This window comes from Pseudomonas sp. P97.38 (assembly GCF_001269745.1).
GTDB lineage: Bacteria > Pseudomonadota > Gammaproteobacteria > Pseudomonadales > Pseudomonadaceae > Aquipseudomonas > Aquipseudomonas chlororaphis_E.
In genome coordinates this window covers 1-12,507 of record NZ_LHVJ01000007.1, presented here as the reverse complement: position 1 = coordinate 12,507, position 12,507 = coordinate 1, and the positions used below count along the sequence as shown (strand labels likewise).

General features: G+C 62.8%; 13 protein-coding genes. 2 read left to right on the top strand and 11 right to left on the bottom strand.

Annotation, left to right across the window (positions count from 1 at the left end; translation table 11 throughout):
• Nucleotides 1-9: 9 nt before the first annotated feature.
• Genes AD664_RS00440 through AD664_RS00430 form a run of 3 tightly spaced genes read right to left on the bottom strand, consistent with a single transcriptional unit; the run spans nt 10 to nt 3,583 of the window.
• Nucleotides 10-1,287: a dihydrolipoamide acetyltransferase family protein gene (locus AD664_RS00440; RefSeq protein WP_053143643.1), complete on the bottom strand. Its 1,278-nt coding sequence runs from the start codon at nt 1,285-1,287 to the stop codon at nt 10-12.
• Nucleotides 1,288-2,346 carry an alpha-ketoacid dehydrogenase subunit beta gene (locus AD664_RS00435; RefSeq protein ID WP_053143641.1) on the bottom strand — a complete coding sequence of 353 codons (1,059 nt, stop codon included), beginning with the start codon at nt 2,344-2,346 and terminating at the stop codon, nt 1,288-1,290.
• Nucleotide 2,347: 1 nt separating this feature from the next.
• Nucleotides 2,348-3,583, bottom strand: a complete 1,236-nt coding sequence (locus AD664_RS00430; protein ID WP_042730814.1) for a 3-methyl-2-oxobutanoate dehydrogenase (2-methylpropanoyl-transferring) subunit alpha — start codon at nt 3,581-3,583, stop codon at nt 2,348-2,350.
• Nucleotides 3,584-3,776: 193 nt separating this feature from the next.
• Here AD664_RS00430 and bkdR point away from each other — a divergent pair, with 193 nt between their 5' ends.
• Nucleotides 3,777-4,265 carry a Bkd operon transcriptional regulator BkdR gene (gene bkdR, locus AD664_RS00425; RefSeq protein WP_003202929.1) on the top strand — a complete coding sequence of 163 codons (489 nt, stop codon included), beginning with the start codon at nt 3,777-3,779 and terminating at the stop codon, nt 4,263-4,265.
• Between the two features lie 139 nt (nt 4,266-4,404).
• On the opposite strand, the gene AD664_RS00420 is transcribed toward bkdR, so the two are convergent.
• Nucleotides 4,405-5,268, bottom strand: a complete 864-nt coding sequence (locus AD664_RS00420) for an MBL fold metallo-hydrolase (protein WP_053143639.1) — start codon at nt 5,266-5,268, stop codon at nt 4,405-4,407.
• 137 nt (nt 5,269-5,405) lie between these two features.
• Between AD664_RS00420 and AD664_RS00415 the strand changes: the two genes are divergently transcribed.
• Nucleotides 5,406-6,206, top strand: coding sequence for a sulfite exporter TauE/SafE family protein (locus AD664_RS00415; protein WP_053143637.1), 801 nt, complete (start codon nt 5,406-5,408; stop codon nt 6,204-6,206).
• Between the two features lie 44 nt (nt 6,207-6,250).
• Here the strand turns inward: AD664_RS00415 and AD664_RS00410 are convergent, their stop codons facing one another.
• The 7 genes from AD664_RS00410 to AD664_RS00380 form a co-directional block, all read right to left on the bottom strand.
• Nucleotides 6,251-7,120, bottom strand: a complete 870-nt coding sequence (locus AD664_RS00410) for an aldose 1-epimerase (RefSeq protein ID WP_053143635.1) — start codon at nt 7,118-7,120, stop codon at nt 6,251-6,253.
• 198 nt (nt 7,121-7,318) lie between these two features.
• Nucleotides 7,319-8,599 carry a TRAP transporter large permease gene (locus tag AD664_RS00405; protein ID WP_042730809.1) on the bottom strand — a complete coding sequence of 427 codons (1,281 nt, stop codon included), beginning with the start codon at nt 8,597-8,599 and terminating at the stop codon, nt 7,319-7,321.
• Complete coding sequence (locus AD664_RS00400; RefSeq protein WP_042730808.1) at nt 8,599-9,126, bottom strand: TRAP transporter small permease; 528 nt, start codon at nt 9,124-9,126, stop codon at nt 8,599-8,601. The genes AD664_RS00405 and AD664_RS00400 overlap by 1 nt, the downstream gene beginning before the upstream one ends.
• A gap of 76 nt (nt 9,127-9,202) precedes the next feature.
• Nucleotides 9,203-10,171 (bottom strand): TRAP transporter substrate-binding protein, encoded by a 969-nt coding sequence (locus tag AD664_RS00395; RefSeq protein ID WP_053143634.1) that lies wholly within the window; start codon nt 10,169-10,171, stop codon nt 9,203-9,205.
• Nucleotides 10,172-10,229: 58 nt separating this feature from the next.
• Nucleotides 10,230-11,135: an SMP-30/gluconolactonase/LRE family protein gene (locus tag AD664_RS00390; RefSeq protein ID WP_053143632.1), complete on the bottom strand. Its 906-nt coding sequence runs from the start codon at nt 11,133-11,135 to the stop codon at nt 10,230-10,232.
• A 42-nt stretch (nt 11,136-11,177) separates the two neighbouring features.
• Nucleotides 11,178-11,999 carry an NAD(P)-dependent oxidoreductase gene (locus AD664_RS00385; protein ID WP_053143631.1) on the bottom strand — a complete coding sequence of 274 codons (822 nt, stop codon included), beginning with the start codon at nt 11,997-11,999 and terminating at the stop codon, nt 11,178-11,180.
• A gap of 318 nt (nt 12,000-12,317) precedes the next feature.
• The coding region (locus AD664_RS00380; RefSeq protein WP_157061523.1) for an OprD family outer membrane porin at nt 12,318-12,507 on the bottom strand (190 nt) is incomplete at its 5' end.

Genomic DNA, 12,507 nt, shown 5'->3' with positions numbered 1-12,507 from the left:
CTCCCATGATTAATCGACGAACAAGGTGGCGGGTTGTTCGAGCAGACCGCGCAGGGCCTGAATGAATTGCGCCGCGTCCATGCCATCGACCACCCGGTGATCGAAGGAACTGGAGAGGTTCATCATTTTGCGGACGACGATCTGGCCCTTGATGACCATGGGTCGCTCGACGATCTTGTTCACGCCGACGATGGCCACTTCCGGCAGGTTCAGCACCGGCGTGCTGACGATGCCGCCGAGGGCGCCCAGGCTGGTCAGGGTGATGGTCGAGCCGGACAGTTCATCGCGGCTGGCCTTGCCGTTGCGGGCGGCCGTGGCGAGGCGGCTGATCTCGGCCGCGCTGTCCCACAGGCTGCGGGCCTCGGCATGGCGCACCACCGGCACCATCAGGCCGACGTCGCTCTGGGTGGCCACGCCGACGTGCACCGCGCCAGAACGATGGATGACCTGGGCTTCGTCGTCGTAGCGCGCGTTCATCTGCGGGAAGTCTCGCAGGGCCACCACCAGCGCTCGCAACAGGAATGGCAACAGGGTCAGCTTGCCGCGGTTGGCACCATGTTTTTCATTCAAGTGGAGCCGCAGCTCTTCCAGGGCGGTGACGTCGATTTCCTCGACGTAGCTGAAATGGGCGGCGCGCTGGGTCGCTTCCTGCATGCGCTGGGCGATCTTGCGACGCATGCCGATCACCGGGATCTGCTGCTCGTCGTGGCGTTCGGCGTAGCCGGAACCGCCCTTGGCCTGCGTCGAAGGACCTTGGGCCAGGTACGCTTCCAGGTCTTCGTGCAGCACCCGGCCGGCGGGGCCGCTGCCCTGGACCAGGCGCAACTGGATACCCAGGTCCAAGGCGTGCTTGCGCACCGCGGGGGATGCCAGCGGACGCTCATTGGGTTCGCGGGCCACCGGGGCCTGGGCGGCCGGACGCGGGGCGGTGGGCTTTTGTGTCGCCGGTTGTGCGGCTGCCACCGGCACAGGGGGCGGCGCCGGCGCCGGTTTCGCGGCCTGCACCTCAGGGGCCGCTTGTGCCGATTCCTTGAGGTTGCCGGCGCCTTCCACTTCAATGCGGATCAGTTCGCTGCCTACCGCCATGACTTCGCCCGGCTCGCCGCCCAGGGCAATGACCCGGCCGTGTACCGGCGAGGGGATGTCCACCATGGCCTTGTCGGTCATGACATCGGCCAGCACCTGGTCCTCGACCACCAGGTCGCCGACCTTGACGTGCCACACCGACAGTTCCACTTCGGCGATGCCTTCGCCAATGTCCGGCATCTTGATAACGTGCGTGCCCATTCAGACCTCCATGACCCGTTTCAACGCCGCACCCACACGGGACGGCCCTGGGAAATACGCCCACTCCTGCGCATGCGGGTAGGGGGTGTCCCAACCGGTGACGCGCTCGATGGGCGCTTCCAGGTAGTGGAAGCAATGTTCCTGGACCAGCGACACCAGCTCGGCGCCGAAGCCGCAGGTGCGGGTGGCTTCGTGGACGATCACGCAGCGGCCGGTCTTTTTCACTGACTTGACGATGGTTTCCAGGTCCAGCGGCCACAGGCTGCGCAGGTCGATGACCTCGGCGTCGACGCCACTTTCCTCGGCGGCCACCTGGGACACGTAGACGGTGGTGCCGTAGGTGAGGATGGTCACCTCATTGCCGGGACGGGTGATGGCGGCCACGTCCAGCGGCACGGTGTAGTAACCGTCCGGGACTTGCGCGTTGGGGTGTTTCGACCACGGCGTTACCGGGCGGTCGTGGTGCCCGTCGAACGGGCCGTTATACAGGCGCTTGGGTTCGAGGAAGATCACCGGGTCATCGTTCTCGATGGAGGCGATCAACAGGCCCTTGGCGTCGTAGGGGTTCGATGGCATCACCGTGCGCAGGCCACAGACCTGGGTGAACATCGCCTCGATGCTCTGGCTGTGGGTCTGGCCGCCATAGATCCCGCCGCCGCAGGGCATGCGCAGGGTCATCGGCGCGGTGAACTCGCCGGCCGAGCGATAGCGCAGGCGCGCCGCTTCGGAAATGATCTGGTCCGAGGCCGGGTAGACGTAGTCGGCGAACTGGATTTCAGCCACGGGCCGCAAGCCGTAGGCGCCCATGCCCACCGCCACGCCGACGATGCCGCTTTCGGAAATCGGCGCGTCGAACACCCGCGAGGTGCCGTACTTGTTCTGCAGGCCTTCGGTGCAGCGGAACACGCCGCCGAAGTAGCCCACGTCCTGGCCGAACACCACGACGTTGTCGTCGCGTTCGAGCATCACGTCCATGGCCGAGCGCAAAGCCTGGATCATGGTCATGGTGGTAGTGGTCATGGCGGTATCCAGCGCAATAGTGTTGTTGTGATCGTTCATGTCAGATCCCCAACTGCTGACGCTGGCGCTTCAAGTGCTCCGGCATCTCTTTGTAGACGTCTTCGAACATCGTCGCGGCGCTCGGCACCTGGCCGCCGGCGAGCGTGCCGTACTGCTCGGCTTCTTTCTGGGCGGCGATGATCTGCGCTTCCAGCTCGGCGCTGACGGCGGCGTGTTCCTCTTCCGACCAGACGCCCTCGCGGATCATGTGTTGCTTGAGGCGGGCAATCGGGTCGCCCAGCGGGAAGTGGCTCCAGTCGTCGGCGGGGCGGTACTTGGAAGGATCGTCGGAGGTGGAGTGCGGGCCGGCGCGGTAGGTGACCCATTCGATCAGCGCCGGGCCGAGGTTGCGGCGGGCGCGTTCGGCGGCCCAGCGCGAGGCGGCGTAGACGGCCATGAAGTCGTTGCCATCGACCCGCAGCGAAGCGATGCCGCAACCGACGCCGCGTCCGGCGAAGGTCGTGGCTTCACCGCCGGCGATGGCCTGGAAGGTGGAGATCGCCCATTGGTTGTTGACCACGTTGAGGATCACCGGTGCGCGGTAGACGTGGGCGAAGGTGAGGGCGGTGTGGAAGTCCGATTCGGCGGTGGCACCGTCACCGATCCAGGCCGAGGCGATCTTGGTGTCGCCCTTGATCGCCGAGGCCATGCCCCAGCCCACGCCTTGGATGAATTGCGTGGCCAGGTTACCGGAAATGGTGAAGAAACCAGCGTCCTTGACCGAGTACATGATCGGCAACTGCCGGCCCTTGAGCGGATCGCGCTCGTTGGACAGCAGTTGGCAGATCAGGTCGACCAGCGGCACGTCGCGGGCCATCAGGATGCTTTGCTGACGATAGGTGGGGAAGCACATGTCGTCGATGTTCAACGCCAGGGCCTGGGCGCTGCCGATGGCTTCCTCGCCAAGGCTCTGCATGTAGAACGACATCTTTTTCTGACGCTGGGCGACCACCATGCGGTTGTCGTAGATCCGCGTCTTGAGCATGGCACGCATGCCTTTGCGCAGGATGTCGACGGGGATGTCCTTGGCCCATTCACCCAAGGCGTTGCCCTGGTCGTCGAGCACGCGAATCAGGCTGCGGGCCAGGTCGATGGTGTCGGCCGGCTCCACGTCGATGGGCGGTTTGCGCACCGTGCCGGCGTCGCTCAGATGCAGGTAGGAGAAGTCGGTCTTGCAGCCGGGACGGCCCGAGGGTTCGGGAACGTGCAGGCGTAGCGGTTCGTACGCTGGGTTCATGGCTTTCTACGCTCGATCTTGTGAATTTCTTGTAGTGGGCGCGCTAGCTGACGAATTCCCCGTGGTACGGGGAAATTGTCCTACAACAATCATAGGCTCGACGAGGAAGAATATTTTTCTCTGTTGGCTTGCTGTTCAGATCATTTGCAGATAAAAAATCTGCACAACGATAAAAAACAGGATTATTTGTCTCATGCGTAAATTGGATCGCACCGACATCGGCATTCTGAACAGCCTTCAGGAGAACGCCCGCATCACCAACGCCGATCTCGCCCGCTCGGTCAATCTTTCGCCCACGCCGTGCTTCAACCGGGTACGGGCCATGGAAGAGCTGGGGGTGATCCGCGAGCAGGTCACCTTGCTGGACGCCGACCTGCTGGGCCTGCACGTGAACGTGTTCATCCACGTCAGCCTGGAGAAACAGGTGGAAGAGGCGCTGCAGCACTTCGAGGAGGCGATCTCCGACCGGCCGGAGGTGATGGAGTGCTACCTGATGGCGGGCGACCCGGACTACCTGATCCGCGTGCTGGTGCCGACGATCCAGTCGCTGGAGCGTTTCATGATGGACTTTTTGACCAAGGTCCCGGGCGTGGCGAACATCCGCTCCAGCTTCGCCCTCAAGCAGGTGCGCTACAAGACGGCGTTGCCGTTGCCGGCCAATGGGTTGACGTTGGGTACCTGAAGATTGGGGCCGCTTCGCGCCCCAGCGGGAGCAAGCTCCCTCGCCACGGGGAAGGTAACTGGCGGGCCGGTACCGGATCGAACATCGTCCTGTGGCGAGGGAGCTTGCTCCCGCTGGGCTGCGCAGCAGCCCCATACTGCTACAGCTGATTGATCGGAATCTTCAGGTACGCCACGCCATTGTCTTCGGCCGGCGGCAGATGCCCGGCCCGCACGTTCACCTGCACCGCAGGCAACAACAGCGTCGGCATGCCCAGCGTACCGTCGCGCTGGGTACGCATGGCCACGAACGTGGCTTCGTCGATGCCGTCGTGAATGTGAATGTTGTGCTGACGCTGCTCGCCCACAGTGCTCATGCATTGGGGTTCGCGGTGCTCTGGCGGGTAGTCGTGGCACACGTAGAGCCGCACGCCGGCGGGAAATGCCAGCAGTTTGCGGATCGACGCGTAGAGCTGGTGGGCGTCGCCGCCGGGGAAGTCGCAGCGGGCGGTGCCGACGTCGGGCATGAACAGCGTGTCCCCCACCAGGATCACGTCCCCATCGATCAGGTAAGCCATGTCCGCCGGGGTATGACCGGGCACATGCAGGGCGGTGGCCTTGAGGTTGCCAATGGCGAAGGATTCGTCGGCGGCGAACAGGTGGTCGAACTGCGAGCCGTCCACGGCAAATTGCGGTTCTAGGTTGAACAGCGTCTTGAACACCCGCTGGACCCGGTCGATGGCGTGGCCGATGGCGATCCGGCCACCCAGTACTCGGCGCAGATAGGGCGCGGCGGACAGGTGATCGGCATGGGCGTGGGTTTCCAGCAGCCATTGCACGGTCAAGCGGTGTTCGGCCACGAACGCGACGATACGGTCGGCCTGTGTCGTCGCACTGCGCCCCGAGGCCGGGTCGTAGTCGAGTACCGGATCGACCACTGCGCATTGCCCGCCGTCGTGCTCATACACGACATAGGTGTAGGTCTTGGAAGCGGGGTCGAGAAAGCCTTGGATCTGCGCGGGCATGACAGCGAGCCTGTAGGGGAAGAACCGGTTGCAACCCGTAAGGTTTACAACATATGGTCCGCAGCTTAGTGAGGGCCACGGCGTCCTGCAAATGCGATCGCACCTGCCAACAGGTGTGCGCGGCGTGAGAGAGACTTATGTTACTGGCGAGTTTTTTCGGCGTGGTCATGGGCCTGATCCTGGGCTTGACGGGGGCGGGCGGTGGGATTCTCGCGGTTCCGGCGTTGGTGCTGGGGCTGGGCTTGAGCATGACCCAGGCCGCGCCCGTGGCGCTGTTCGCCGTGGGCAGCGCGGCGGCGGTGGGCGCCATCGATGGCCTGCGTCATGGTCTGGTGCGCTATCGCGCGGCGTTGCTGATCGCGCTGCTGGGGGCGGTGTTTTCGCCGTTGGGCATCTTCCTGGCCCATCAGCTCTCGGAAAAGATTCTGATGATCCTGTTCAGCCTGCTGATGGTGCTGGTAGCGGCGCGCATGTTGCGCCGGGAAACCCCGCAGTCCGGGCCAAGCGACCACGGCGCGGCCAGTTGGGGCCAGAAGAATTGCATGCTCGACCGCCAGACCGGGCGCCTGGCCTGGACCCCGCGCTGCACCGCCACGCTGGCGGCGCTTGGCGCGGTGACCGGCGTGGTCTCCGGCCTGTTGGGCGTGGGCGGCGGTTTCCTGATCGTGCCGGCGTTCAAGCAACTGACCGACGTGCAGATGCGCGGGATCGTTGCCACCTCGCTGATGGTCATCAGCCTGATTTCGCTGATCGGCGTGGCGGGGGCCTTTCATGCCGGGGTGCGTATCGACCAGGTCGGCGCGGTGTTCATCGTGGCCAGCATCGTTGGAATGGTGCTGGGCCGGCGCCTGGCGGCTCGCGTCCCGGCCCGGGTGCTGCAAGTGGGGTTTGCCGCGATCTGCCTGGGGGTGGCGGTGTACATGTGGGTTCGGGCGTAGCTGCATGTGCTTTTTTGTGAGAACCCAGTCCAGGCGAGGAGGGGTTATAGCGGCCTGCACTGCATCGAAAAACCCAGCGCCACCGACTGCCCTTGCTCCAGCAAGCGCAACCCCGGCCGTCCAGGCAGGTGGTGGGCGTTGACCGGGTGGCTGACCGGTTCGATGCAAAAGAACCCCAGGTCCACCGGGCAGTAGAGCAGGAAGTAGTCGCCGCCGCTCGCCCGGCATTCCAGTTCATAGCCCAAGTCCGGTTGCTGGATCAGGCAGTGCCCGTCCCAACCCCCGAAGCCATTGTCAACCAGGGTGTCCGGCAGCGGGCGGGGTTGCTGGAAGTTCCAATCGGCCGGCACGTCTGTGCGTTCGGTCGGCATTTTCGTGCTGTCGCACAACCACACTTCGCTGGCGCGGGTTTGCAGGCGTGTACCGGCCGTGCGCGGAAAGTACGGGTGCAGGCCCAACCCATGCCACGCCGACTGTTCGGCCAGGTGAGTGACGTGCAAAGCGATTTGCAACTGGCCGTTGTCCAAGCGAATTCGCAGGCTGGCGCAGTAGGCGAATGGGGTGCGGCTGTCCAGTTGCAGCAACGCTTCCTGTTCGCTGTGTTCGGTCACTTGCCAGGGTTGTTGCCAGGCACTGCCATGGATCGGAAACGGGTCGTTGGCACTGTTGGCGTCCAGGGCCAGCCAGCCGGACGGGCAGTCGAAACCGCCTTGGGCAATGCGGTTCGACCACGGGATCAGCGGGAAGCCGCCAAGCTTGCCGGGCAGGCCGTTGTCCACCGCGCCGGGCGCACTCGGGCGTAGCAGCGGGGCGCCGTTGCCCAGCAAGGTCCAGTCCACGAGGCTGGCGCCCAGGTGCGGGGCCAGGGTGAGGTGGGTGAGTTGGTCTTTGAGGTGCAATAGGGGGGGCGTCATGATGATCTTGCCTACTGAGCAGAAATTCTGATGCGAACGCTGTTGTGGCGAGGGGATTTATCCCCGTAGGGCTGCACAGCAGCCCCAAGACCTGCCGACTCGCTGTGTCAGGCAGATTGAGTCTGCTGTGATGGGGCTGCTGCGCAGCCCAACGGGGATGAATCCCCTCGCCACAAGGGGATTTTTTGTTGACTGTGGTTACAACACCAAATGCGGCAACCAGAGTGAAATGGCGGGGACATAAGTCACCAGCATCAGCACCAGGAACAGCATGGCGTAGAACGGCAGCAGGGCCTTGACCGTGCTTTCGATGCTGACCTTGCCGATGGCAGAACCCACGAACAACACCGCACCCACCGGTGGCGTGATCAGGCCGATACCCAGGTTCACCAGCATGATCATGCCGAACTGCACCGGATCCACGCCGATACCCATGATCACCGGCATCAGGATCGGTGTCAGGATCAGGATCAGCGGCGCCATGTCCATCACGGTGCCCAGCAGCAGCAACATCACGTTGATGCACATCAGGATCACGTAGCGGTTATCCGATAGCGTCAGGAATGCGGTGGTGATCTTCGCCGGAATTTCCATCAGCGTCATGATGTAGCCGAAACTGGCGGCGAAGCCGATCAGGATCATCACGATGGAGATGGTGCGTACCGTACGGTGCATCAGTTTCGGCAACTCACTCCACTTGTAGTCGCGATAGATGCACATGGTCACGAAGAAAGCCCACACCACGGCAATGGCGGCCGATTCGGTGGCCGTGAAAACACCCGAGAGGATGCCGCCAAGGATGATGAACAGCGTCATCATGCCCCACATGGCTTCCTTGCAGATCTTCAACGCTTGTTTGAGCGGAATGACCTCGCCCTTGGGGTAATTGCGCTTTCTCGCAAAGACCAGGCACAGCGCCATCAGGCAGAGGTTCATCATGATGCCGGGGACGATGCCGGCCATGAACAGCGAACCGATGGAAACGGTGCCGCCAGCGGCGAGGGAGTACAGCACCGCGTTGTGGCTGGGAGGTGTCAGCAACGCTTGCACCGAACCACTGACGGTGACGGCGGTGGCGAACTCACGCGGATAGCCGCGGCGCTCCATTTCCGGAATCAGCACCGACCCGACCGAGGCGGTATCGGCTACGGAGGAGCCGGAGATCGCGCCAAAAAAACTTGAAGCCACCAGGTTGACCAATGACAGGCCACCGCGCACGAAGCCTACCAACACGCTGGCAAATGCCACCAGTCGGCGGGACATGCCGCCCTCGGCCATGATCGCGCCCGCCAGGACGAAGAAGGGAATGGCCAACAACGAGAACTTGTTCACGCCGCCGGTTATCTGAATCATCATGGCCTGGAACGGAATATCGATCCACCACGCCCCGATCAGGGCGGCGGCGCCCAGCGCATAGGCGACCGGCATGCCGATCATGATCAACAACAAAAAACTGCCCAGCAGAATCAGAGCGTCCATTAAGCGGCACCTTCGTTTTCTTCGACCAGGTCGAACTGCACGACCCGACGCTTGCTTTGATCACCCAGCAAGAGTTTTTCCAGGACAAAAATCAGTGTCAGGAAACCCCCGATCGGGATCGGCATGTAGGTGATGCCGACGCGCAAGGTGGGGATTGCGCTCATGAATTGATTCCAGGTGGTCATGCACAGCTTGGTGCCCCAGATAGTCATGAAAATGCACACCGCCGCCATCAGGAGCTGGGTGAATACCGAAGCCAGGGTTTGCCAGTGCGGGGGCAGGCGGCTGGTGACCATGTCCACGGCCATGTGCGAGCCGGAGCGGTAGCTGGCGGCGGCACCGATGAACGTAAATACGATCATCAGCAAGATGGCGGTGGGCTCCGGCCAGCTTGAGCCGGTACCGAGTACGTAGCGGGCAAACACCCCCCACGGAATCATCAGCGCAACGGCGAGGACAGAAAGGCCGGCCACCCAGATGCACGTCATGTAAATCGTGTCGTTGATACGCAGCAGTAAATTCTTCATCGGGTTCCACCGTAACCGGGCGCGCCTTTTAACCACGGCGCGCCCAGCCTTGTCGTGAGTTCAGATCCAGAGGGGGTTACTGGACCGCTTCGATACGCTTGATCAGATCGGCATACGGCGCGCCGTATTTGGCCCGGATCGGTGCGGTGGCGTCGTAGAAAGGTTTCTTGTCGACGGTGATGAACTCGACGCCGGCGGCCTTGAGTTTTTCTTCACTGGCGGCGGACTTCTTGTCCCACAGCACGCGCTCTTCTGCCTGGGCCGCCTTGGCCGCCTTTTTCACCATGTCTTGCTGCTCTGAGGTGAGCTTGTTCCAGGTGATCTTCGACATCACGATCGGCTCGGGCAGGATCAGGTGGCCGGTCAGGCTGTAGAACTTGGCGTTCTGGTAGTGGTTGTGTTCAAGCATGGTCGGTGGGTTGTTTTCCGCGCCGTCGATCACGCCGGTCTGCAAGGCGCTGAAGATTTCGCCGGTGTCCATGGCGATGCCGTTGCCGCCCATGGCGTTGATGGTCTCGATGAACATCGGGTTGCCTTGCACGCGAATCTTCATGCCTTTTAGGTCTTCGAGCTTGCGCACTGGCTTCTTGGTGTAGAGGTTGCGCGTGCCGCCATCCATCCAGGCCAGGGCCACCAGGCCGAACTCGGAGTTGGTGATCCGGTCGAGGATCGCATCGCCCACTTCACCGTCGATGACAGCGCGCATGTGCGCCTGGTCACGGAAGATGAATGGCATGTTGAAGACATTCACGTCCGGGACCACAGGGCCGACGATCCCCAGGCTGACGCGAGACATCTGGATCGCGCCGGCTTGCATCTGCTCGATGACTTCTTTCTCAGAGCCCAGGACGCCACCTGGGAAATACTTGAACTTCAGCTCGCCGTTGCTCTCTTTCTCCAGAGTTTTACCCATGGATTCCTCGGCGACCACGGTCGGGTAGCCCTTGGGGTGGATGTCGGCGATCTTGATATCGAGGGCGTGAGCCGCCTGCGCCAGAAAGGCCAGGGGCAATGCTGCGATCAGAAGCGTGCGTTTGAAATTCATGGTCAATCTCCAGTCTTGTTTTTTTTATGGGGCTCATCCAGTGAAGCGGCACTGCAGGTCAGCTCGCGGAGTGGTTCAACCCTCCGAAAGCCGGTTCAGCCAGGCCCTTGACGCCGGGGTTGAGGGCGAACACACCCCCGGCCAGGGACTGTGGGTCGGTGTCGTCACCGGGGCGGATCGAGGTGACGAACAAGGTGTCCAGGCGACTGCCGCCAAAGGCGCACATCGTCGGTTTCTTCACCGGCACGGACAGCGAGCGGTCGAGCCGGCCGTCCGGAGTGAAGCGATGGATCAGGCCGGCATCGTTGGCGCAGATCCAGTAGCAACCGTCTGCATCCACTGCCGCGCCATCCGGGCGGCCGGGCAACGGTTGCATGTCGACGAACAGCCGTCGGTTCGAGGGGGTGCCGCTGTCGATGTCATAGTCGAAGGCCCAGATGCGCTGGACCAGGGGGTGTGAATCCGAGAGGTACATCGTGCGGCCGTCCGGGCTGAACCCCAGGCCGTTGGGCACGATGAAGCCGCTCAACTGCGCTTGCACCGGGCTGCGTTGCCCGGCCTCGAAGCGATACATCCGGCCCTCGTCTACGTTGGCGCCCATGTTCAGCACCATGCTGCCGGCCCAGAAGCGTCCCTGGCGATCGCAGCGACCATCGTTCAGGCGCATGTCGGGGCGGCTGTGCTCGACGCTGGCGCACAGTTCGCTGTCCAGGCTGCCGTCGTCATGGGGGTGCAGGCGGAAGAATCCGCTTTCCATGCCCGCGACCCAACCACCGTCCTGATGCCGGGCGAGGCAGGCGAGCATTTCCGGGGCCTGCCAGCCCTTGAACTGGCCGGTTCCGGCGTTCCAGCACTGCAGGCCGCCGCTGGGAATATCGACCCAGTACAGGGCGTTTTCCTCGGCCACCCACACCGGGCTTTCCCCGACGGCGTTGCGTGCATCGACAATCAATTCGGCTTGCATGGTGCTTCCCTTGTGCATTCGTATCCCATGAAAACAGTCGGATCAGTCGTCGAACGGGCCGGCCGCGACGAAGGCCCCGCCCTGGTAGACCATGGCCGGGTCATCGGCGGCCGGCATGGGCTGTGCCTCGATCTTGGCGCGGAAGATTTCCGAACTGTCCTTGGGCTGGTAGCCCAGGTGCGCGGCGTGGCTGTTGTCCCACCACACGTCGCGGTTGGCCGACACGCCATAGACCACGGTGTGGCCGACGTCGGGGGTGTAGAGCGAGCATTCGATCAGTTGGGTCAGGTCGTCGAAGCTCAGCCAGGTGCTCATCATCCGGCGGTTCTGTGGCTCGGCGAACGAGGAGCCGATACGGATGCTTACGGTCTCGATGCCGTAGCGATCGAAGTAGAAATTCGCCACGTCTTCACCATAGGACTTGGACAGACCGTAGTAGCCATCCGGGCGCCGCGGGGAGAGGGCGTCGAGGGTTTCGTCCTGCTTGTAGAAGCCGATGACGTGGTTGGAACTGGCGAAGATCACCCGCTTGACGCCGTGCTTGCGGGCGGCTTCGTAGAGGTGGAAGACACCGCTGATGTTCGGGCCGAGGATTTCCTCGAACGGACGCTCCACTGAAACACCGCCGAAATGCAGGATGGCATCGACGCCTTCCACCAACCGGTGCACGGCCTGTTTGTCGGACAGGTCGCACAGCACCACCTCTTCGCTTTCATCGATGGCCGGGGCCATGGTGGCGATGTCCGACAGGCGAATATGTCGGGCGAAGGGCTTGAGGCGTTCACGCAGGACTTTGCCGAGGCCGCCGGCGGCACCGGTCAGCAGCAGGCGATTGAGAGGATGGCGGAGAGGTGTCGTAGTCATGAAGTTACCTGAGCGAACAGTGAGGAGATATCAGTTATAGGTTGCCGTTTTGACCGCTGGAAAAAATCCTTGCCGTGGTAACGACCGAATCCATCTACGCCGCCATTTCCCTGTGGGAGCGAGCTTGCTCGCGAAAGCGTTGGGTCAGCTTGCATCGATGTTGAATGTGATAACGCCTTCGCGAGCAAGCCCGCTCCCACAGGGATGTTCAGCGGCCACAGGGATTTGCGTACAGCACAAATCCCTTGTGGGAGCGGGCTTGCCCGCGAAGACGGTGGCACCGTCACCACCTGAATCAGCAGACCCACCGCAACCGCCTTACAACAAGCTGATTGGGTAGCTGATGAAAATGCGGTTCTCATCGAACTCATTGGTGCTGAAATCCCGCCGCATCGTCGAGTTGCGCCATTTCACGTTAAGGCTTTTCAGCGCGCCGCTCTGCACGGTGTAGGCCAGTTCGGTTTCGCGGCCCCATTCCTTGCCATCGTCGACGGTGGCGGTGTGCACA

What these genes read in the sequence shown, in the direction of transcription:
- bkdR (WP_003202929.1), top strand. Translation starts at nt 3,777, where the DNA reads ATGCGTAAATTGGATCGCACCGACATCGGCATTCTGAACAGCCTTCAG.
- AD664_RS00420 (WP_053143639.1), bottom strand. Translation starts at nt 5,268, where the DNA reads ATGCCCGCGCAGATCCAAGGCTTTCTCGACCCCGCTTCCAAGACCTAC.
- AD664_RS00400 (WP_042730808.1), bottom strand. Translation starts at nt 9,126, where the DNA reads ATGAAGAATTTACTGCTGCGTATCAACGACACGATTTACATGACGTGC.
- AD664_RS00395 (WP_053143634.1), bottom strand. Translation starts at nt 10,171, where the DNA reads ATGAATTTCAAACGCACGCTTCTGATCGCAGCATTGCCCCTGGCCTTT.
- AD664_RS00385 (WP_053143631.1), bottom strand. Translation starts at nt 11,999, where the DNA reads ATGACTACGACACCTCTCCGCCATCCTCTCAATCGCCTGCTGCTGACC.
- AD664_RS00410 (WP_053143635.1), bottom strand. Translation starts at nt 7,120, where the DNA reads ATGACGCCCCCCCTATTGCACCTCAAAGACCAACTCACCCACCTCACC.
- AD664_RS00390 (WP_053143632.1), bottom strand. Translation starts at nt 11,135, where the DNA reads ATGCAAGCCGAATTGATTGTCGATGCACGCAACGCCGTCGGGGAAAGC.
- AD664_RS00440 (WP_053143643.1), bottom strand. Translation starts at nt 1,287, where the DNA reads ATGGGCACGCACGTTATCAAGATGCCGGACATTGGCGAAGGCATCGCC.
- AD664_RS00415 (WP_053143637.1), top strand. Translation starts at nt 5,406, where the DNA reads ATGTTACTGGCGAGTTTTTTCGGCGTGGTCATGGGCCTGATCCTGGGC.
- AD664_RS00435 (WP_053143641.1), bottom strand. Translation starts at nt 2,346, where the DNA reads ATGAACGATCACAACAACACTATTGCGCTGGATACCGCCATGACCACT.
- AD664_RS00430 (WP_042730814.1), bottom strand. Translation starts at nt 3,583, where the DNA reads ATGAACCCAGCGTACGAACCGCTACGCCTGCACGTTCCCGAACCCTCG.
- AD664_RS00405 (WP_042730809.1), bottom strand. Translation starts at nt 8,599, where the DNA reads ATGGACGCTCTGATTCTGCTGGGCAGTTTTTTGTTGTTGATCATGATC.